The sequence below is a fragment of the Pedococcus cremeus genome (assembly GCF_900111375.1).
GTDB lineage: Bacteria > Actinomycetota > Actinomycetes > Actinomycetales > Dermatophilaceae > Pedococcus_A > Pedococcus_A cremeus.
Map to the genome: position 1 here is coordinate 191124 of NZ_FOHB01000003.1, position 21204 is coordinate 212327.

Here is a 21204-nt window from a genome sequence, read left to right on the forward strand (position 1 = left end):
TCACTGCTCCTCGGGTGAGGCCTGCTGGACACGGGTGAGGTATGCGTCCAGGCTGTCGAGGTTCGCCTCCCAGTGGCGTCGGTAGTTGTCGAGCCACGTGGTCGCGAACTGAAGGGGGGTCGCCGTGATGCGGCAGTACTTGCGCTGCCCCTCCCGGCTCTTGGCGACCAGCCCGGCGCGTTCGAGGACGGCCAGGTGCTTGCTGATCGCGGGAAGGCTCATGTCGAACGGCTCGGCGAGCTCGCCCACCGTGGCGTCCCCCTCGGACAGGCGCTCCAGGATCGCGCGCCGGGTCGGGTCGGCCAGGGCGGCGAAGACGGTGCTGAGCGGGTCGTGCGACATGTTCCTCAACCAATCGGTTTATTAACCGTTGAGGAAACTATGTGCCTGTGAACGCCTCGCCGTCAAGGGTCGATCGCCCGGCTACGACACTGATCGCGCAGGGCGATCAGTGTCGTAGTGCCCGGGTGGCGGCGTTGGAATGAACCTGCCCGGCGGCGGACCGAAGGCCGCTGAGGACGTCAATCACGGCCAAGGAGACCCCTGTCGGCGCCCCCCGTCGTTCAGTCCAGCGGGAACCGCAGGAGCCTCGGGGTCCCGCTCGAGAACGCGCCATTGGTGAGGTACAGGGCTCCCCGGATGAAAGCCATCTGCGTCGGGTAGGACAGCCCCTCGGAGCGCCCGGCGATGGTGCTGACCGACCCGGTGGCGAGGTCCACGCTCACGAGCTTGTTGGTCTGGTTCACCGCGACGTAGAGCAGGCCGTCCGGCCCGAACGCGATGCCGTCGCCGGTCACCAGCTGCTGCGAGCGGACCACGGGAGTGACGGTGCAGCCGCCCGGCCCGCCAGCGATGGTCACGATCTCACCCGTGGCGGCCACGACGCCGTACAGGGTCCCGCGTCGGAAGGTGATGCCGTTGATCCCGAAGTCCTTGCCACCCGCGAGCGCGGCGTTCTGGCACCAGGGCTGGACCTGCCGGCTCGCCGGGTCGAACGTGTACACGCTCCCGCCCAGGCTCTCCGAGACGTAGAGGAGGCCGTCGTGCAGGGCCAGGCCGTTGGGGAAGCTCCCGTCGAAGGTTGCCTCGAGGGACGGCGCGCCGCCGGTGAGCGGGGCCGAGTACAGCTCGCCCTGGTCACCGCCAAACGAGGCCCGCGCGACGTACAGCCGGTCCCCGACCACAGCGACCCCGGTCAGGAGCGAGGTGTCGCCCACGTCGACGGTGGTGACGGTCGTCGCGGCACCGTGCGTGACGCGGACAACCTGACCGGCGAAGCCCAGCGACACGTAGGGGACACCGCCGACGAGGGCCAGCGACTCCGGGAAGCTTCCCGCCGGGAAGGTCGCCACGACCGTGCCGTCGGCGTGCGGTCCGCCGGTCAGGGCCGCGTCCGCGGCTCCCGGTGAGACCAGCGCGGTGGCGAGAGCGGCCGCCGACGCGACCAGGACTGCTGCACCTCTCCTGAACCATGACATGGCGATCTCCTCCCCTGTGGTGCGTCCCCGATGGCCCAAGACAACGGCACTGGACGCACAGCGGACAGGGACCTATGTCCCCCGAGGGGGTCGCACAATGCCGCCCGCGCGGGTGCGCGGGCGGCATACCTTCTCAGCGGTGAGGGTCAGTCCAGGGGACCGCCGGCGACGTAGATGACCTGCCCGGAGACGAAGCCCGCCTCCTCGCTGCACAGGAACGAGATGGTGGCGGCGATGTCCTCGGGCTGGCCCACGCGCTGCACCGGGATCTGCGACGCTGAGTGGGCGATGAAGTCGTCGAACGAGACGCCCATCCGCTCGGCGGTCGCCTTCGTCATCTCGGTCTGGATGAACCCGGGCGCCACGGCGTTGGCGGTCACGCCGAACCGGCCGAGCTCGATGGCCAGGGTCTTGCTGAAGCCCTGCAGGCCGGCCTTGGCGGCGGAGTAGTTGGCCTGGCCGCGGTTGCCCTGCGCCGAGCTCGAGGAGAGGTTGACGATGCGGCCCCACTTCTCCTGCGTCATGTAGGCCTGCGCCGCCTTGGTCATGAGGAACGCGCCGCGCAGGTGCACCGCCATGACGGCGTCCCAGTCGTCCTCGCTCATCTTGAAGATGAGGTTGTCGCGGATGATGCCGGCGTTGTTGACCAGGATCGTGGGGGCGCCGAGCTCGTCGGCGACGCGCTTGACGGCGGCCTCCACCTGGTCGGCCTTCGACACGTCCACGCCCACGGCCAGCGCGCGGCCCCCGGAGGACGTGATGGCCTCGACGGTGGCGGCGCACGCGGCCTCGTCGAGGTCGAGCACGGCCACGGCGTGGCCGTCCCGGGCCAGGCGCTGGGCGGTGGCGGCTCCGATGCCGCGGGCGGCGCCGGTGACGATGGCAACGCGCGAAGTGCTCACGATTCCTCCAGTCGACGATGAGTGGTCCCGCGAGTCTACTGAGCGGGCGCTTACCTCGGCGCGGGCGGCCGAGGTGGAGCGGGTGGACGGGCCTTCGCAGGAATCGTGCGGGCGACGGGCATGCAGCACAATGGCGACCTGAGGCCGCAGACGTCCTCGCACGTCCTGCGGCCTCACGCCGCACCTCACCCCCTGGAAGGGATCCATGGAGATCTGGCCCGGCAACGCCTACCCGCTCGGTGCGACCTACGACGGCACCGGCGTCAACTTCGCCCTCTTCTCGGAGGTGGCCGAGCGCGTCGAGCTCTGCCTCATCGACGAGGACGGCCAGGAGACCCGGGTCGCCCTCCCCGAGGTCGACGGCTTCGTCTGGCACGGCTACCTCCCGGGCGTCCAGCCCGGCCAGCGCTACGGCTACCGCGTCCACGGCCCGTACGACCCCGAGCACGGCCACCGCTGCAACCCCGCGAAGCTGCTGCTCGACCCGTACGCCAAGGCCTTCGACGGCATGTCCGATGGCGACGAGTCGCTGTTCTCCTACCACTTCGAGGGCAGCGCGGGCGCGGAGGCGGAGGAGCTGAACACCCAGGACAGCCTCGGCCACACCATGCTCTCGGTGGTCGTCAACCCGTTCTTCGACTGGGGCCAGGACCGCTCGCCGGGGCACCAGTACCACGAGAGCGTGATCTACGAGGCCCACGTCAAGGGCCTGACGGAGCTGCACCCCGACATCCCCGAGGAGATCCGCGGCACCTACGCGGGCATCGCGCACCCGGCGACGATCGCCCACCTCAAGGACCTCGGCATCACCGCCATCGAGCTGATGCCGGTGCACCAGTTCGTGCAGGACTTCACCCTGCGCGAGAAGGGGCTGCGCAACTACTGGGGCTACAACACGATCGGCTTCCTCGCGCCGCACAACGAGTATGCCGCGTACGGCACCCGCGGCGAGCAGGTCGCCGAGTTCAAGGGCATGGTCAAGGAGCTCCACGAGGCCGGCATCGAGGTCATCCTCGACGTCGTCTACAACCACACGGCCGAGGGCAACCACATGGGCCCGACGCTGTCGTTCCGCGGCATCGACAACGCCAACTACTACCGGCTCGTCGACGACGACAAGGCCCACTACTACGACACGACGGGCACCGGGAACAGCCTGCTCATGCGCAGCCCGCACGTGCTGCAGCTGATCATGGACTCCCTGCGCTACTGGGTCACCGAGATGCACGTCGACGGCTTCCGCTTCGACCTCGCCGCGACCCTCGCCCGCCAGTTCCACGAGGTCGACAAGCTGTCGGCCTTCTTCGACCTCGTGCAGCAGGACCCCATCGTGAGCCAGGTCAAGCTCATCGCCGAGCCGTGGGACGTCGGCGAGGGCGGTTACCAGGTCGGCAACTTCCCGCCGCTGTGGACGGAGTGGAACGGCAAGTACCGCGACACGGTCCGTGACTTCTGGCGCGGCGAGAGCGCGACCCTGGGCGAGTTCGCCTCCCGCATCACCGGGTCCTCGGACCTCTACCAGCGCGACGGCCGGCACCCCATCGCCTCGATCAACTTCGTCACCGCGCACGACGGCTTCACCCTCCGGGACCTGGTGTCCTACAACGACAAGCACAACGAGGCCAACGGCGAGGGCGGCAACGACGGCGAGAGCCACAACCGCTCCTGGAACTGCGGTGTCGAGGGCCCGACCGACGACCCGGAGGTCAAGGAGCTCCGCCTGCGGCAGCAGCGCAACTTCCTGACCACGCTCATGGTCTCGCAGGGCGTGCCGATGCTGCTCCACGGTGACGAGATCGGCCGCACCCAGGGCGGCAACAACAACGGGTACTGCCAGGACAACGACATCTCGTGGGTCGACTGGGAGCTCGGCGAGGAGCGGCTGGACCTGCTGCACTTCACGCGCCGCCTGATCGAGCTGCGCCGGGAGCACCCGGTGTTCCACCGGCGCCGGTTCTTCGCCGGCAGCCCCGGCCACGGCGGCCAGTCGGAGGTCGGTGACATCGAGTGGTTCGAGCCCAACGGTGCGCACATGGACGAGGACAGCTGGGCCAACGGCTACGCCCGCTCGATGGCCGTGTTCCTCAACGGGTCGACGATCCCCGAACCGGACACTCGCGGCCAGCGCATCGTCGACGACAACTTCCTGGTGCTCTTCAACGGCCACCACGAGCCCCTGCGGTTCACGCTGCCCGACGAGGACTACGGCAGCAGCTGGCTGGTCGACATCGACACCGGCGCCCAGGACATCGACCCCGAGCTCGAGCTCACCCCGGGGTCGGAGGTCACCGCGCAGGCACGCAGCGTCGTGGTGCTGCGCTGCCCCCTGGAGCGGCAGGCCATGTCCCCGACGGGCGCCGCCGAGCGCCGCCGGTGAGCGGTATGCCGCGCGGCCCCGTTCCCCACCGGCCGGCACCGGGCCGGCCGGTGCCCACCGCGACCTACCGGTTCCAGATCCAGCCCGCCTTCACGTTCGACGACGCGGCCGAGCAGGCGGACTACCTTGCGGCACTGGGCGTCTCGCACGCCTACCTCTCGCCCGTGCTGCAACCGGCTCCCGGTTCGACGCACGGCTACGACGTCGTCGACCACAGCCGCCTCAACGAGGAGGCGGGAGGCCGGCCGGCCTTCGACCGGCTGGTCGAGCGCCTGCACGGCCAGGGCGTCCGGGCGGTCGCCGACGTCGTGCCGAACCACATGACGGTGCCGACACCGGCCTACCTGAACCGCCAGTGGTGGTCGCTGCTGCGTGACGGTCGCGACTCGGAGTTCGCCCACTGGTTCGACGTCGACTGGGACGCCGAGGACGGGCGGGTGCTGATGCCCGTGCTGGGCGTCACTCCCGAGGAGGCCTTGGCCGGCGGTGAGCTCACGGTCGACCAGACCGGGGGACCGGGTGGCGACGAGTGGGTCGTGCGCTACTACGACCACCAGTTCCCGGTGCGGCCGGGCACCGAGAAGCGTGAACTGCCGGATCTGCTTGCGGCACAGGCGTACCGGCTTGCCCACTGGCGGGAGGGCGGCGACCGGCTGAACTACCGCCGGTTCTTCGACGTCACGTCCCTGGCCGCCGTGCGAGTCGAGGACCCCGAGGTCTTCGACGCCACGCACGCGCTCCTGCTCGAGCTGGTCCGCGCCGGCGAGCTCGATGGCCTGCGCATCGACCACCCCGACGGACTGGCCGACCCTCGCGGCTACCTCGACATGCTCGCGGAGGCGACCGGCGACGCCTGGGTCGTCGCCGAGAAGATCCTCGAGGGCCACGAGCAGCTGCCGGTCGACTGGCGCTGCGCCGGCACGACCGGCTACGACACCCTGCTTCGGGTGGGTGGCGTCTTCGTCGACCCGCAGTCCGAGGGTGACCTGGCCCGGCTGGCTCGTGACCTCACCGGTGACGACCGCGGCCTCGAGGAGATCGTCGACGAGTCCAAACGCCTTGTCGTCGAACGGGTCCAGGCCGCCGAGGTCAACCGGTTGCTCCGGCTGATCGCGCGCGTCGCGCCCGAGCTCGACCCCGCTGCGGCCCGGCGGGCGCTCGAGGCGCTGCTCGTGGCAATGGACCGCTACCGCGCCTACGTCAGGCCGGGCGAGCGGGCCCGGTCCGAGCAGGTCGCCGTCGTCGAGGAGGCCTGCGACCGTGCAGAGGCCTTCCTGCCCGACGCAGACCACAGGACCCTGTCCCGGTTGCGTGAGATCGTCCTGGCGACAGGAGCGGCACCGGCCGACCAGGCAGCAGCCGACGAGCTCGTCGTGCGGTTCCAGCAGACCTGCGGGCCGGTGATGGCCAAGGCGATCGAGGACACCGCGTTCTACCGCTACGTGCGGCTCGTCTCCCTCAACGAGGTGGGAGGGAACCCGGCCAACTTCGGCACCGGCGTGGGCGAGCTGCACGAGTTCGCCGAGCGGCAGCTCGCGTCGTGGCCGACGGCCATGACGACCCTGTCGACCCATGACACCAAGCGCTCCGAGGACGTCCGCGCCCGCATCGGTGTGATCTCGGAGCGTCCCCACGAGTGGGGCCAGTGGCTCGACGAGGCCCGCAGGTTCGCGGCGCCGTACCGGGGAGAGCGGCTCGACCCGGCCACGGAGTACCTGCTGTGGCAGACCGCTGTCGGCGTCTGGCCCATCGACGGTGAACGGCTGCACGGCTACGCCACCAAGGCGATTCGCGAGGCGAAGGTGCACACCACGTGGACCGATCCCGACGACGCCTACGAGAAGGCGGTGGGCGCGTTCGTCGACGGTCTCGTGGGTGACCCGGCGGTGGCTAGGCACATCGAGGCCTGGCACACACAGACGGCTGAGCCGTCCCGCGCCGCCATCCTCGGCCAGAAGCTGCTCCAGCTCGTCATGCCCGGCGTTCCGGACGTCTACCAGGGCACCGAGCTGGTCGACCTCTCCCTCGTCGACCCCGACAACCGTCGGCCGGTCGACTACGCCGAGCGGCGGCGCCGGCTCGAGGCGCTCGACGCCGGCAGCGACCCTGCCGACCTCGACGACGAGAAGCTGCTGGTCACCTCGCGCGCGCTGCGGCTGCGACGAGACCACCCGGAGTGGTTCACCGGCGAGACGGCGACCTACGAGCCACTCGCCGCGACCACCCCGCACGCGCTCGGCGTCGGCCGGGGCGACGGCTCCGGGACCCAGGTGGTCGCAGTGGTCACCCGGCTCACCACCGGCCTGGAGGCCGCAGGCGGATGGGGCTCGCACCGGGTGCACCTCCCGCCTGGCTCCTGGCGCGACGAGCTCACCGGTCGGGTCGTCTCGACGCGCGACAGCGAGGGCGTCGCCGTGGCGGAGTTGCTCGCAGACCTGCCGGTCGCTTTGCTTGTCCGCGATGAGCACTGAACAGCGGAACAGCGGCGCAGCAGACACGGCGGAGACGAGGGACAAGGCGATGGCACGGCAGCAGGATCGGCCTGCGCTGCCCCAGGAGCTGAGGGTCTGGGCGCCGGACGCCCAGCGGGTGGCGGTCCACGTCGGCGCCCCCGGCGAGGACCCCGCGGTGCAGCCGATGACCTCGGCTCCCGGCGGCTGGTGGTTCTGGCGCTCGGCGCCGACCCGCGGGCCGCTCGACTACGCCTTCAGCGTCGACGGCGCCGAGGCCCGGCCCGACCCCCGCACCGCGTGGCAGCCGCATGGCGTCCACGGCCCGAGCCGCACCTTCGACACCGAGGCGCACGAGTGGCGTGACGGCACCTGGGCCGGCCCGCAGCAGGGCCTCGGCACGCTCGGCGCCGTCGTCTACGAGCTCCACGTGGGCACCTTCACCCCTGAGGGCACCCTCGACTCCGCCGTCGCCCGGCTCGACCACCTCGTCGACCTCGGCGTCGACGTGGTCGAGCTCATGCCCGTCGCCGCCTTCGACGGGCGGTGGAACTGGGGCTACGACGGCGTCGCCCCGTATGCCGTGCACGACGCCTACGGGGGTCCGGCCGCACTGCAGCGCTTCGTCGACGCCTGCCACCAGCGCGGGCTGGGCGTGTGCCTCGACGTTGTCTACAACCACCTGGGCCCGGCCGGGAACTACCTCGGCACCTTCGGTCCCTACTTCACCGAGGCGCACCACACCCCGTGGGGGGCGGCGCTCAACCTCGACCAGGACGGCAGCCGCGAGGTCCGCCGCTGGATCATCGACAACGCCCTGCGCTGGTTCCGCGACTTCCACGTCGACGCCCTTCGCCTCGATGCGGTGCACGAGCTGCGCGACGACTCCGGGCGGCACGTCTTGGCCGAGCTGTCCGACGAGGTGGCCGGGCTCGAGGAGCAGCTCGGCCGGCCGCTGGCCCTCATCGCCGAGAGCGACCTCAACGACGCCTCCATGGTCACGCCGACGGCCGAGGGTGGTCGCGGCATGGACGCGCAGTGGGACGACGACGTCCACCACGCCCTGCACGTCGCGCTGACGGGGGAGCGGCAGGGGTACTACGCCGACTTCGCCGGGTACAGCCCGCCGATGCCGGACGGCGGCCCGCTGACCGTGCTCGCGAAGACGCTGACCGAGGTGTTCCTGCACGACGGTCGGTGGTCGAGCTTCCGCGAGAGCGAGTGGGGTCGACCGGTCGACCGCTCCGCCGTCGACGGGCGCCGCTTCCTCGGCTACCTGCAGACCCACGACCAGGTCGGCAACCGCGCGGTCGGCGACCGGATCAGCGACCTCGTCACGCCCGGGCAGCAGGCCATCGGCGCCGCGCTCTACCTCACCTCGGCCTTCACGCCCATGGTGTTCATGGGTGAGGAGTGGGCGGCGAGCACGCCGTTCCAGTTCTTCACCGACTTCGGGGACCCGGACCTGCGCGAGGCCGTGTCGGAGGGCCGCCGGAGCGAGTTCGCCTCGCACGGTTGGGACTTCGAGGACGTGCCCGACCCTCAGGACGAGGCGACCTACCGGCGCAGCCAGCTCGACTGGGCCGAGCCGCAGGAGGGCGACCACGCCCGCATGCTGGCGTGGTACCGCGACCTCATCACCCTGCGCCGCGGCGAGGCAGACCTCAGCGACGGCCGGCTCGACGTCGTGGACGTGTCCTGCCACGACGACGACCGCTGGCTCGTCCTGCGCCGAGGCAGCGTGGCCACGGTGGCCAACTTCGCCGGTGACCCGCAGGTCGTGCCCGTGCCGGCCGAGGTCGCCGGGGTGCTGCTCGCGTGGGACCCGGCCTCGACCACCGTCGCCGAGGCCGGGCTGCGCCTGCCGGGCCACGGGGTCGCCGTCGTCCGGCTGCGCTAGGCATCCGCCCTCCGGTGGGGCCAGGTCTCAGCCGTCCAGCGTCTCAGTCTTCCAGCTGCCGGGTGCCCGGTCAGTGCGGCGAGGGAGCCGCGTCGAGGTCGTAGGTGACGAGCTCGGTCCGGACCGCCAGCCGGTCGTAGGTCCGCTGCGCAGTGGCGTTCCCGGCCCGGGTGACCCACCGGACCTGGCTCCAGCCCCGCTCACGGCAGCGCTCCTGCAGGGCTGCGAGCAGGGCGTCGACCGCGCCGGTGCCACGGGCCTGCCGAGCGACGAACAGGTCGTCGAGGAAGCAGGCGGTGGAGCCGTGCAGCGGCCGGGGGAACGGCCGGTAGTGGGCCAGCCCCACCGGCTCCGCGCCCGGCCGGGGTCGTGCGACCAGGGCCTCCAGCTCGTGGGCCGGGTCGAGCAGCCAGGACCAGACCACGGCCGAGACCTCGTCGGGGCGGGGCGACTCGTAGAAGTCCAGGTACCCCCGGTGCAGTCGTGACCACGCCTCGTGGTCCGCCGGACGCAGCTCGTCGACGTGCCACTGGGCAGGGTCGCGCACGGGCCGGGTCAGCGCCATCAGGACTCCTTGACGCGCAGCATGCCCTCCTGGGCCACGGAGGCGATCAGGGTGCCGTCGGGGGCGAACATCCGGCCGGTGGCCAGGCCGCGGCCGCTCGAGGCCGACGGCGACTGCTGGGTGTAGAGGATCCACTCGTCGGCGCGGCCCGGCCGGTGGAACCACATCGCGTGGTCGAGGCTGGCGGGTCGCAACCGGCGGTCCGACCAGGCCAGGCCGTGTCGGCGCAGCACCGACTCCAGGAGCGAGTAGTCGGACGCGTAGGCGAGCACCGCGGCGTGCAGCAGCGGGTCGTCGGGCAGCGCCCCGATCGCCTTGAGCCACACGGACTGGTGCGCGGCCCGCTGGGCGCCGGGCCTGAGGTAGAGGTGTCCCTCTACGTGCCGGAGGTCGATGGGCCGCTGGTAGGCGAAGAACTGGGCGGCCGGGTGGTCGACGGTGCCGAGGGTCTGCTCCACCGACTGCAGCATCTCCGGGTCGGGCGCGGCCGGCATGGGGTCCTGGTGGTCGAGCCCGCCGGCCTCGGCCTGGAAGGAGGCGATCATCGACAGGATCGTCTTGCCGTACTGGATGGCGTGGACCCGGCGGGTCGAGAAGGAGTTGCCGTCCCTCATGCGCTCGACGGCGAAGCGGATCGGGTGGCTGTCGTCGCCGGGGCGGACGAAGTAGGCGTGCAGCGAGTGGATGGCCCGGCGCCCCCCGTCGACGTCGGCCATGGTGCGGCCGGCCGCGACCACGGACTGGGCCAGCACCTGGCCGCCGAACACGCGGCCGTGCGGCTGCGGCTGGCTGCGGCCGACGAAGACCTGGGCCTGCGACTCGCCGAGGTCGGTCTCGGCGTCGTCGGGCAGGCCCTCGACCGTGATGCGGGCGGTGCCCAGCTCGTCGAGGTCGAGGACGTCGAGGAGGTCGGCGAGGGGGTCGAGGCGGGGCTGCTCGTCGCTCTGGGTCACGCGGCGACGATAGCCGGTGCACGGTGGGCGCCGCCCACGCGACCGAACCCACCGCCCCCCGCGGCGAGGGGATCAGGCCTCCAGGGCGAGCACGAACGGCAGCACCGCCTCGGCACCGGCCTGGCGCAGCGCCTGTGCGGCGACGGTGAGGGTCCACCGCGAGGACGCGAGGTCGTCGACCAGCAGCACCGGCCCGTCGACCTCGGCGAGCGTGGCCGCCAGCCCTGGCCCCACCGCGAGGCGGCCCCAGACGCCGGCCAGGCGGAAGGCACTGTTGCCGCCCGCCTCCCCGACGGGACCCTCCGCGACGAGGTCCAGCGAACCCAGGAAGCGCAGGCGGCCGATCTCTGCCAGGCCCTGGGCAGCCGACAGCACGAGCTGCGGCCGGGTCCGCGACGGCACGGCCACCACGGCGGCGGGCCGCTGGGCCCAGTCCCAGTCGCGCAGCACCGGGACGCAGGCCCGCAGCAGCTCGGCGTCGACCGGGCCGTCCTGGCGCAGCAGCCCTCGCAGCCGCTGGCCCCAGCCGAGGTCGGTGAGGCGCGCCAGCGCCCGGCCGGGCTCCATGGCCTCGGTCGCGGCGATCCGGCCCTTGAGCGGGACACCGAGGCGGTCCATGCCCGTCGGCCACTGCGCCCGCGGCTCGAGCTCGACGCCGGCGCGCTCGAGCCTGCCGCGCGCGGTGGTGACGGCGGTGTCCGGGATGTCGGTGGGGAACCAGGCGCCGGCACAGGCGTCGCACCGGCCGCAGGGCTGCGCGGTCTCGTCGTCGAGAGACTCCTGCAGGAACGCCATCCGGCACTGCGTCGTGCCCTCGTAGTCGAGCATGAGCCCCTGCTCGTGCCGGCGGGCCTCGCTGACCCGGCCGTAGCGTTCGGCGTCGTAAGTCCACGGCTGCCCGGTGGCGGTCCAGCCGCCCGAGACGCGCTGCACGGCGCCGTCGACGTCGAGCACCTTCAGCAGCAGCTCGAGCCGCGTCCGGCGCACGTCGACGATGGTCTCGAGCGCGGCCGTCGACAGCGGCCGGGACGCCTGCGCGAGGGCAGCCAGCACGGCGTCGGCCTGCTCCTGCCGGGGCATCGAGGCGGAGGCGAAGTACGCCCAGACCTCGCGGTCCTCGGGGCCGGGCAGGAGCAGCACGTCGGCGCGCTCGGTAGCGCGGCCGGCGCGGCCGACCTGCTGGTAGTAGGCGACGGGGGAGGACGGTGCGCCGAGGTGCAGCACGAAACCGAGATCGGGCTTGTCGAAGCCCATGCCGAGCGCGCTCGTGGCGACGAGTGCCTTGACCTCGTTGTCGCGCAGGGCCGCCTCGAGGCGCTCGCGGTCGGCGGGGTCGGTGCGTCCGGTGTAGGCCCGCACGGTGTGGCCGGCCTCCCGCAGCGCCGCCGCGACGTCCTCGGCGGCCGAGACGGTCAGGCAGTAGATGATGCCGCTGCCCGGCAGGTCGCCGAGGTGCGCGAGCAGCCAGGCCAGCCGCTGCTCGGGCGAGGTCTGGCGCAGCACGCCGAGGCGCAGCGACTCGCGGGCCAGGCCGCCGCGCAACGTGAGCACCTCGTGACCGCCGGCGCCGAGCTGCTCGACGACGTCGGTGACGACGCGGGCGTTCGCGGTCGCGGTCGTGGCCAGCACGGGAGTGTGCTCGGGCAGGGTCGTCAGCAGGTCGCGGATGCGGCGGTAGTCGGGCCGGAAGTCGTGGCCCCAGTCGCTGACGCAGTGCGCCTCGTCGACGACCAGCAGGCCGCACCGTCGGGCGAGGTCGGGCAGCTGCTCGTCGCGGAACCGCGGGTTGTTGAGGCGCTCGGGGCTGACCAGCAGCACGTCGACCTCGTCGGCCGCCAGCGCGGCGGAGATCTGGCCCCACTCCTCGGCGTTCGCCGAGTTCATCGACACAGCGCGGATGCCGGCGCGCTCGGCCGCGGCGACCTGGTCGCGCATCAGCGCCAGCAGCGGCGACACGATGACCGTGGGGCCGGCGCCCTGGGCACGTCGCAGGGCGGTGGAGACGAAGTAGACCGCCGACTTCCCCCACCCGGTGCGCTGGACGACCAGCACCCGTTGGCGCGACCCCACCAGCGCCTCGATCGCCTCGAGCTGGCCCTCCCGGAAGGTCGCGTCGTCGCGGCCGACGAGGCGGCGCAGGACGGCGGTCGCCTCCTCGGCGAGGGTGCCGGTGGCGGTGCTGGCGGTGGTGGGAGACATGCGGACCACCGTATGCCGCGCGGCCGACACCGCGCGCCACGCGCCCCTGCGTGTGGACGACGGGACCCTCGAGGCGCGGCTGGGGGCGCCCGTGGACCCCGCCGGGCACTGGTGCGACCGGATGGGAGGATGGCCCGCATGGCGAGCGAGCACGGAGAGCGGTACAGCGTCGACGTCCCCCTGCGCTGGAGCGACATGGACGCCTACGGCCACGTCAACAACGTGCAGTTCCTGCGGCTGCTCGAGGACGCCCGGGTGATCGGTTTCCAGGAGTGGTTCGGCCAGGAGCGCTCCATGCTCGACCAGGGCGTGCTGGTCGCGCGCCACGAGATCGAGTACCTCGCGCCGTTGGAGTTCCGGCACGCACCGATCGCCGTCGACATGTGGGCCACCCGCATCAGCGGCGCCTCGTTCGACCTCGCCTACGAGGTGCGCGACCCGGCCGCGGTCGGCGACACCCTGTACGCCCGGGCCGAGACGACGCTCGTGCTCTACAGCTTCGTGGACGGCACGCCGCGCCGGCTGTCCGAGGTGGAGAGGGCCACGTTGAAGAGCCACGAGGGGGCGCCGGTGCCCTTCCGGTGGCGCCGCCGATGACCGCGCTGCGGTTCGCCGACAGCGAGACCCTCGCCGACCTGGGCACGCTGGTGGCCCGCGCGAAGTCGGTCGACCCCGACGGGGCGATCCGGCTGCAGGCGCACGGCCGCACGCTCGCGGCCTACGTCGGTGTGCTGCCGGGGTCGGGCCTGCTGGCCGAGGGCGCGGTGGTGGGCCTGCGCACCATGCCGCTCGCCGCGGAGTCCGACCTCGACGCCACCGTGTCGCTCGCAGCGGTGTCCGACCGGCTCGCTCGCGGTGACGGTACTGCCGGGCCGGCCGCGCTCGACGTGCCCCCGGTCACCGTCCGCGCCGCCTGGGCCGCGGTGGCTCCTCCGCGCAGCGGCTGGGAGCGCGTGGGAACCGTGGCCGCCGACGTCGTCAACGAGGCGGCGCGCGAGGGCATCGAGGAGGTGGCGCAGGGCACCCCCGAGCAGGCGGGTGGTCACGCGGTCGCCGCCCTGCGGCAGCGGGTGTGGCAGCGCAGCACCACGACGGTGCCGCCGTTCCCGGCGGGCGGCGCGTTCGCGGCATACGTGCTGGGCTTCACGCCCCCCGGCACCGAGGTGACCGTCTTCGCGAACGGCCGGTGGACCCGGCTATCGACGCCGGCCGGCCACGTGCTCGTGCGCTGAGCGCCCCCTCGACGAACCGGCGGCCGTCCTTCGCCGAACCACCCTCGTGGCCGGCCCCGCTGCGGGATACTCCTCCTGTCGGGGCCGCGGCCCCGCCGTGGGGAGGGGAGGTGGGACGTGTACGACCACCCCTTGTTCGTCCAGACGCTGTCGGCGTTCACGCACACGCTGCTGCGGACGTATGACACGCAGACGATGCTCGAGGAGCTCACCGACCGCGTGAGCGCCGTGCTCGACCTCGCCGGCAGCGGGGTGGTGCTCGCCGTCGACGGACACCTCACCCTCGCCAGTGCCATGCCGACCGCGGTGGCCGACCTCGAGCGGCTTCAGGAGCAGGAGGAGTCGGGCCCGAGCTGGGACGCGTTCCGCACCGGCGAGGCCGTCGCCGTCACGGACCTGCGCTCGGACGAGCACGGCTGGGGGTCCTTCCGCGACGGCGCCGAGCGGCTCGGCCTGCGAGCGGTGGCCGCGGTCCCCCTGGAGCTGGGGGAGTGGTGCGTCGGCGCGCTGAGCCTGTATGCCGCCGAGCCGCGGGAGTGGCCCGAGGAGGACGTGGCGGCCGCCACCGCCCTCGCCGACATGGCCACGGGCTACCTCGTCAACGCCTCGAAGCTGCGCCAGCAAGAGCAGCTCGCCGAGCAGCTGCAGACCGCGCTCGACACCCGCGTGGTGATCGAGCAGGCCAAGGGCATGGTTGCCGTCGCGGAGGGCATCACGGTCGACGAGGCGTTCGCGCGCCTGCGCCGCTACGCCCGCGAACGCAACCTCGTCCTGCGCTCCGTCGCCCAGCAGGTGGTGTCCGAGGGCCTGCGCCCCTGAGGCCTCGGCTCCCGGACGGCCGCATCGGCTTCCGGACGGCCGCATCGGCTTCCGGACGGCCGCGTCAGCCTCAGGACGGCTGCGTCAGCTCCAGGGCGGCCGCGGCCAGGACGCCGACGTCGAGCCTCCTCCGGAGCGGGTCCTGCCACCCTGACGGGTCGGACCGCCCGGCGCACCGCGCCAGGTGTCGCGCCGCACCCGCAGCTGGGCCACGACCGACCGCTGCCGGGACAGCAGCGGGGCGACCTCCGGGTTGACCACCATCGCGTCACCGTCGGGGACGAGGAACGGCGTCGTGCGGAGCCGGTCCTCGGTGTGCGTGAGCATGGCGAGGAGCTCCCGCACCGAGGCGTTCGCGAGGTCGGTCAGGTCGGCGGTCACGGGGGTCGTGCTGGTGTTGATCATTCGCTGCTCCAGCGTCGAGGGTCTGGCGGAAGACAGCACCGCCGTACAGTCCAGAGCAGCGCCTCGAGGGAGGGGTGCGGCCAGGTTCAGGGGCCGCTGGTGCCATGCACGTTACGTCGATGTCGCGCAGGCGCGCAGGCATTTTTGCGGAATCTTTGAGAAACAGCTCTTTGTGCCCACCCGGGGCCCGAGACCGTGCGGATGGCTGGGCTCGCGTGGGTCCGCCTGAGGTCACGTGGCCGGCGTGCGTGCGGTGGCGCGGTCAGCCCCGGATGCGCAGCCCGGCCGGCACCACGAGGGCCGCCACCACGGCCAGCCCCGCCCAGATGAGGGCGTACACAGGTCCGTCGGCGCCGGCCTGCGTGTGGAGCGCGGCGAAGACGGCGGTCGCCGCCGCGATGCCGAGCACGCTGCCGAGGACGTCGGCGAGCTGCAGCGACGAGGAGGCCGCGCCGTGGTCCTCGGCGGAGGTGAGCGAGAGCGTCAGCACCGACATGCTGGCGGTCGCGCACCCCATCCCGAGCCCTCCGAGCACCAGTGCCACCGCGCACACGAGGGCCGGCCAACCGAGCCAGGCGGTCGCGGCGAGCAGCACCAGTCCCGTCGACAGCGCCGCTCCACCCGCTGTGACGAGCCGGTCGCGGTGGCCGTCGGCGGCGTCACGGCCCTGGAGCCACGAGCCTGCCGACCACCCGAGCGACCCGACACTCAGAATGATCCCGGCGAGGCGGAGGCTCAGCCCCCGTTCCCCGACCAGCATCAGCGGCACGTAGGTGATCGCACCGAAGAACGCGGCCGTCATCAGGGAGCGGCTCAGCACGACCGACGGCAGGCCGCGCGCCATCCGCCAGGTGCCGGCTGGCACGAGCAGCGGGGCCACGAGCACGACGCCGGCTACACCGAGCAGGGCCACCGCCACCTGCGCCGACCAGCGCGGCTCCAGGTCGGTGGTGCCGTATTGCAGGGCGCCCGCGGCAGCGGCGATGCCGAGCCCCGCCCAGGCGGTGCGGACCCGTGTCCGGCGGTCACGGCCCGAAGGGCCGACGCCGACGCTGCTCGCGGAGAGCTGCGGCCGCCGCGCGGTGACCAGCACGGTGGTCACCAGCACCGGCACGACCACGACCCCGAAGACCACCCGCCACGACCAGGTGGTGGTGAGCCAGGCGGCCACCGGCGCGCCGACGAGCGAGGGCAGCACCCAGGCCGCGGAGAGCATGCTGAAGACCCGCGGCCGCGTCGCCGGCGGGTAGGCCCGACCGATGACGACGTAGCCCGTGACGACGATGAGGCCGGCGCCGAGCCCGGTGACGGCCCGTCCGGTGAGGAACACCGGCAGCGCCCCGGCTACCGCGCAGGTCGCGGACCCACCAGCCAGCAGGCCCTGGCCGACGAACAGCGGGGGCAGCGGACCGCTCCGGTCGATCCAGACCCCGGCCAGCACGATGCCGAGCAGCTGCGCGGTGAGCAGCACCGAGAAGGCCAGACCGTAGGAGCGCACGGCATCGAGGTCGCGGGCAGCGCTCGGCATCGCGGTGCCGATGGCCATGGCCTCGAACGCGATGATCGTGATCAGCGCGACCAGGGCCACGCTGATGAGCCGGTATGCCGGTGCGAAGGGTCCCAGCCGCACGTGGTCGTCCGGGGGCGCCACCCCACCTTCGCTCGTCGTCGGCCGTCGCGTCGCCCCGGTCACGTCGGTCCCCCGTTCACCCGCCGAGCGTGCCACCCCGCTCGGACAGCACCTCCGCCAACGTGTCGATCTGGTCGGAGACGATGCCGTCGACGCCGAGGTCGAGGAGCCGGTGCATCTCCTCGCGGTCGTCGATGGTCCACACATGCAGGTGTTTGCCGTGCTGGTGCACCCGGTCGACCAGCCTGCGGGTCACGAGCGTCACGCGCCGACCGGCGACCACGTGGTGGGGCGGGATCTGCAGCACCGGCGACGGGGTCCGCAGCCAGCGCGAGACGAGGCCGGGGGCGAACCGCAGGCCCGCTACGCCCACCTGCCCGGCGGCCGTGGCCAGACCCGGCCCGAGGGCGCGCCGCACCGCCCGCAGCCGCCGCTCCGAGAAGGAGCCGACGCAGACCCGGTCGATCGCGTTGTGCTCGCGGATGGTCCGCACGAGCGGCTCGACGGCCCCCGGTGCCTTGACGTCGATGTTGATCCGGGTGTCCGGGAACTCCTCGAGCAGGTGCGCGAGGAGGGGGATCTCCTCGGTGCCGTTGATGCGCGCCTCGCGCACCGCGGCATACTGCAGGTCGGCGATCGCGCCGGCGGCGTCGGTGACCCGGTCGAGGTGGGTGTCGTGGAAGGCGAGCAGGTGCCCGTCGGCGGTGGCGTGCACGTCGGTCTCGAGGTACCGGTAGCCGAGCCGCACCGCCGTGCGGAACGCGGCCAGCGTGTTCTCGAGGTCGAGGTTGTCGGCGTGCAGGGCCCCGCCCCGGTGGGCCAGCCCGATCGGGGTCGGGGCGTCCAGATAGGGAAAGTCGGCGGCTCGCACAGCCCCATCCTGCCGTGCGAACCGCCGACGTCACCCAGGAGACGTCAGCGCGCCTGGTTCAGCGTGCTGGTCAGCGCGTCGCCCAGACGGCCGTGTCGACCGGCACGCGGCCGTCGGCGTCGAGTGCCCCGGAGGCGACGAGCACGCGGGCGCCCTCGGGCAGGGCGACCGGCTCCGTGCCGAGGTTCGCCACGACCAGGGTGGCCACGCCCGCGGCGTCGACGTTCTCGAAGGCCACGACGTCGTCGCCCAGGCCCTCGACGACGCGCAGGCCGCCGGTGCCGAGGCCCCGCTCGCGGCGGGCGGCCAGCAGCGACCGGTAGAGCTCGAGCGTCGAGCCGGCCACGCCCTCCTGCTGGTCGACCGCGTAGTCGCCGTAGACCGACGGCTGCGGCAGCCAGGTGTCCGAGGACGGACCGAAGCCGAAGGACGGCGCGTCCTTCTGCCAGGGCATCGGCACGCGGCACCCGTCGCGGCCGATCTCCTCACCGTTGGTGCGGTGGAAGGCCGGGTCCTGACGGTACTCGTGCGGCATGTCGGTGGAGTCGGGCAGGCCGAGCTCCTCGCCCTGGTAGAGGTAGGCGCCACCCGGCAGGCCGAGCATGAGCGTCGTCGCCGCCCGGGCCCGCTTGAGGCCGAGCTCACGGTCGGGCTGCGGGTCGGCGGCGCTGATGCCGTTGGGGCGCGGCTTGCCGACCGGAAGGCCGAGGCGCGAGGCGTGGCGCACCACGTCGTGGTTGCTCAGCACCCAGGTGCTCGGCGCGCCCACGGAGTCGGCCGCCCGCAGCGACGACGCGACGACCTCGCGCAGGTCCTCGGCGCGCCACTGCGTGCTGAGGAAGTCGAAGTTGAACGCCTGGTGCATCTCGTCGTCTCGCACGTACATCACCGCGCGCTCCTGCGGCTCCACCCAGGCCTCGGCGCACAAGATGCGGTCCGGCTGGCCGTAGGAGTTCAGGATGGCGCGCCACTGGCGGTAGATCTCGTGGACGCCGTCCTGGTCCCACATCGGGGGCTTGGGGGCGTCGTCGCCGTGCCGGCCCTCGTCGAGCAGGTGGAGGTCGGCGCTCCAGTGCGGCAGGCCCTCCTCCTTGATGAGGCCGTGCGCCACGTCGACGCGGAAGCCGTCGACGCCGCGGTCGAGCCAGAAGCGCAGGATCGACCCGAACTCGGCGCGCACCTCGGGGTGCTCCCAGTTGAAGTCGGGCTGCTTGGAGTCGAACAGGTGCAGGTACCACTGGCCGTCCTCGACCCGGGTCCACGCGGGGCCGCCGAAGACCGAGTGCCAGTCGTTCGGCGGCTCGCTGCCGTCCTCGCCCTGGCCGTCGCGGAACATGTAGCGCTCGCGCTCGGGGCTGCCCGGTCCCGCCGCCAGCGCGTCCTGGAACCAGGCGTGCTCGTCCGAGGAGTGGTTGGGCACGAGGTCGACGATGACCTTCAGGCCGAGCTCCTTGGCGGTGGCCAGCATGGCGTCGGCGTCCTCGAGGGTGCCGAACAGCGGGTCGATGTCGCGGTAGTCCGAGACGTCGTAGCCGGCGTCGGCCTGCGGGGAGCGGTAGAAGGGGGAGAACCAGACAGCGTCGACGCCGAGCGCCTTGAGGTAGGGCAGCCGGGCGGTCACGCCGGGCAGGTCGCCGATGCCGTCGCCGTTCCCGTCGGCCCAGGACCGCGGGTAGATCTGGTAGATGACGGCGCTGCGCCACCAGGCGGCGTCGGGGGAGTCGGGGGCGTGCAGCAGCTCGGCCGTGCGGGTGGGGGAGTCAAGAACGTCGGTCACGGGCGACCATGATCCACGATCAGCCGCGTCGAGTGAACTCCATTTCGCAACTTCTTGCGAGGCGAGCAAGAAATTTCACACAGCTGAAACGGGAATCAGTCCTCGAAGGCGTTGACGAGGGAGTGCGCCGCGCGCTCGAGGTAGTCGCGCAGGAGCAGGTCGTTGGCCGGGGCCAGCTCGAGGGTGTCGACGGCGGCCAGCATGTGATTCAGCCACCGGTCGCGCTGGGCGGGCGTCACCCTGAACGGCACGTGCCGCATCCGCAGCCGCGGGTGGCCCCGCTGCTCGGAGTATGTCGTGGGGCCGCCCCAGTACTGCTCGAGGAACATCCGCAGGCGGTCCTCGGCCGGGCCGAGATCCTCCTCGGGGTAGAGCGCCCGCAGCTCGGGGTCGCCGGACACGCCGCGGTAGAACTCGTGCACGAGCTTGCGGAACGTCTCGTGCCCACCGACCTGGTCGTAGAAGCTCTGCTGCTGCCCCGCTGGAATCACCGCGTCAGTCTCTCATCACCGACGGGCAGGTCCGAACTCGCCGACCGGCCGCACCGAGCTCACCGACCGGCAGGTCCGAACGGCGCCAGCGGCGGCCCCTGCACGCCGGCCGCGTCGAAGGCGGCCTTGACGCGCTCGCGGATCTCCCGGGAGACGCCGTACTGCTGCTCGGGCGCGGTCTTCGCCAGCACCCGGATCGTCACGGCGGTGCCGCTGACCGACTCGACCCCGAGCACCTGCGGCTCGTCGAGCAGCTTGTCCTTCCACTCCGGCTCCTCGTCGAGGCGGTGAACGACGTCGCGGATGAGCGGGATGACCTTCTCGAGGTTCTCGGCGTAGCTCACCGGGATGTCGACGAGCGCCGTTGACCAGCCCTGGCTCTTGTTGCCGATCCGGATGATCTCGCCGTTGCGGACGTACCAGACGACACCGCTGCCGTCGCGCAGCCGGGTCACCCGCAGGGAGACCTCCTCAACCGTGCCGACCGCCTCACCGGTGTCGACGATGTCGCCGACGCCGTACTGGTCCTCGAGGATCATGAAGATGCCCGACAGGAAGTCCTTGACTAGGCTCTGGGCACCGAAACCGAGGGCGACGCCTCCGACACCGGCGGTGGCGAGCACCGGGGCCAGGTCGATGCCGAGGGTCGACATGATCGTCAGCGCGGTGATGAGCGTGACGGCGATGGTGACGACGTTGCGCAGAAGCGACCCCATGGTCAGGGTGCGCTGCTTGTGCCGCTCGTGGGCGATGCCCGTGGCCGAGTTGAGCACCCGGCTCGCCCGCCCGCCCTGCTTCTCGCGCCGGGCGTCGGCCTTGGCCAGGGTGACGTCGACGACCCGGTCGATGGAGCGGTTCAGCATCCACCGCACCACCACAGCAGCGAGCAGCGTCACCAGCACCATCAGGGGCCAACCGGTGAACCACTCCCACACGCTCTCGGGGGTCACCGCGGAGAGGGACTCCACGACTTGGTCCAGCACCAGGCTCAACGTCATGCGGGCCATTGTTCCCATGACCGGGGTGTCCCTCCGAAACGGGCACGCCCAGCGGGCACGGCACTGTGAACGGACTCACCATGGAGCGCCGTCCCCGGCGCCACCCACACTCCACCAACCCGCCACCAACACCGGGTATGCCGGACGCGCACCACCC

At 72.4% G+C, this 21204-nt stretch carries 18 protein-coding genes; 6 read left to right on the forward strand and 12 right to left on the reverse strand.

Translation table 11 applies throughout. From position 1 onward, the window contains the following. The 3 genes from BMW78_RS06915 to fabG form a co-directional block, all read right to left on the reverse strand. Window positions 1–342 carry an ArsR/SmtB family transcription factor gene (locus tag BMW78_RS06915; protein ID WP_091757753.1) on the reverse strand — a complete coding sequence of 114 codons (342 nt, stop codon included), beginning with the start codon at window positions 340–342 and terminating at the stop codon, window positions 1–3. Window positions 343–563: 221 nt separating this feature from the next. Next, window positions 564–1478 (reverse strand): NHL repeat-containing protein, encoded by a 915-nt coding sequence (locus BMW78_RS06920; protein ID WP_091757755.1) that lies wholly within the window; start codon window positions 1476–1478, stop codon window positions 564–566. A gap of 146 nt (window positions 1479–1624) precedes the next feature. Then, the gene (gene fabG, locus BMW78_RS06925) at window positions 1625–2380 is read right to left on the reverse strand and encodes a 3-oxoacyl-ACP reductase FabG (RefSeq protein ID WP_177180300.1); all 756 of its coding nucleotides are present in this window, start codon (window positions 2378–2380) and stop codon (window positions 1625–1627) included. A gap of 205 nt (window positions 2381–2585) precedes the next feature. On the opposite strand from fabG, the gene glgX reads away from it, so the two are divergent. From glgX to treZ, 3 genes are read left to right on the forward strand one after another with little or no spacing between them, the layout of a single operon-like run. Next, on the forward strand, window positions 2586–4757 hold the full coding sequence (gene glgX, locus BMW78_RS06930) for a glycogen debranching protein GlgX (RefSeq protein WP_091757757.1): 2172 nt from the start codon (window positions 2586–2588) through the stop codon (window positions 4755–4757). Window positions 4758–4807: 50 nt separating this feature from the next. Further along, entirely contained in the window at window positions 4808–7228 is a 2421-nt protein-coding gene (gene treY, locus BMW78_RS06935; protein WP_342707711.1) for a malto-oligosyltrehalose synthase, read from the forward strand. A 49-nt stretch (window positions 7229–7277) separates the two neighbouring features. Next, window positions 7278–9107: a malto-oligosyltrehalose trehalohydrolase gene (treZ, locus tag BMW78_RS06940; RefSeq protein ID WP_091757761.1), complete on the forward strand. Its 1830-nt coding sequence runs from the start codon at window positions 7278–7280 to the stop codon at window positions 9105–9107. Window positions 9108–9177: 70 nt separating this feature from the next. On the opposite strand, the gene BMW78_RS06945 is transcribed toward treZ, so the two are convergent. The 3 genes from BMW78_RS06945 to BMW78_RS06955 form a co-directional block, all read right to left on the reverse strand. Continuing rightward, window positions 9178–9672, reverse strand: coding sequence for a GNAT family N-acetyltransferase (locus BMW78_RS06945; RefSeq protein ID WP_091757763.1), 495 nt, complete (start codon window positions 9670–9672; stop codon window positions 9178–9180). Next, entirely contained in the window at window positions 9672–10625 is a 954-nt protein-coding gene (locus BMW78_RS06950) for an acyl-CoA thioesterase (protein ID WP_091757765.1), read from the reverse strand. The genes BMW78_RS06945 and BMW78_RS06950 overlap by 1 nt, the downstream gene beginning before the upstream one ends. Before the next feature lie 72 nt (window positions 10626–10697). After that, on the reverse strand, window positions 10698–12824 hold the full coding sequence (locus tag BMW78_RS06955; protein WP_091757767.1) for a RecQ family ATP-dependent DNA helicase: 2127 nt from the start codon (window positions 12822–12824) through the stop codon (window positions 10698–10700). Between the two features lie 138 nt (window positions 12825–12962). Here BMW78_RS06955 and BMW78_RS06960 point away from each other — a divergent pair, with 138 nt between their 5' ends. The 3 genes from BMW78_RS06960 to BMW78_RS06970 all read left to right on the forward strand — a co-directional run bounded on the left by BMW78_RS06960 (window position 12963) and on the right by BMW78_RS06970 (window position 14875). After that, window positions 12963–13421 (forward strand): acyl-CoA thioesterase, encoded by a 459-nt coding sequence (locus BMW78_RS06960; RefSeq protein ID WP_091757769.1) that lies wholly within the window; start codon window positions 12963–12965, stop codon window positions 13419–13421. Then, entirely contained in the window at window positions 13418–14056 is a 639-nt protein-coding gene (locus tag BMW78_RS06965; protein WP_091758253.1) for a DUF8185 domain-containing protein, read from the forward strand. Before BMW78_RS06960 ends, BMW78_RS06965 begins: the two co-directional genes overlap by 4 nt. A gap of 117 nt (window positions 14057–14173) precedes the next feature. After that, entirely contained in the window at window positions 14174–14875 is a 702-nt protein-coding gene (locus tag BMW78_RS06970) for a GAF and ANTAR domain-containing protein (RefSeq protein ID WP_091757771.1), read from the forward strand. Between the two features lie 84 nt (window positions 14876–14959). Here the strand turns inward: BMW78_RS06970 and BMW78_RS06975 are convergent, their stop codons facing one another. The 6 genes from BMW78_RS06975 to BMW78_RS07000 form a co-directional block, all read right to left on the reverse strand. Continuing rightward, window positions 14960–15280 carry a hypothetical protein gene (locus tag BMW78_RS06975; RefSeq protein WP_091757773.1) on the reverse strand — a complete coding sequence of 107 codons (321 nt, stop codon included), beginning with the start codon at window positions 15278–15280 and terminating at the stop codon, window positions 14960–14962. 262 nt (window positions 15281–15542) lie between these two features. Then, window positions 15543–16931, reverse strand: a complete 1389-nt coding sequence (locus tag BMW78_RS06980; RefSeq protein ID WP_091757775.1) for an MFS transporter — start codon at window positions 16929–16931, stop codon at window positions 15543–15545. 55 nt (window positions 16932–16986) lie between these two features. Then, window positions 16987–17781: a glycerophosphodiester phosphodiesterase family protein gene (locus BMW78_RS06985; protein WP_091757777.1), complete on the reverse strand. Its 795-nt coding sequence runs from the start codon at window positions 17779–17781 to the stop codon at window positions 16987–16989. A gap of 70 nt (window positions 17782–17851) precedes the next feature. Continuing rightward, window positions 17852–19558, reverse strand: a complete 1707-nt coding sequence (locus tag BMW78_RS06990) for a glycoside hydrolase family 13 protein (protein WP_245735710.1) — start codon at window positions 19556–19558, stop codon at window positions 17852–17854. A 95-nt stretch (window positions 19559–19653) separates the two neighbouring features. Next, entirely contained in the window at window positions 19654–20049 is a 396-nt protein-coding gene (locus BMW78_RS06995) for a globin (RefSeq protein WP_281247070.1), read from the reverse strand. A gap of 59 nt (window positions 20050–20108) precedes the next feature. Next, entirely contained in the window at window positions 20109–21047 is a 939-nt protein-coding gene (locus BMW78_RS07000; protein WP_091758259.1) for a mechanosensitive ion channel family protein, read from the reverse strand. Between the last annotated feature and the right edge of the window lie 157 nt (window positions 21048–21204).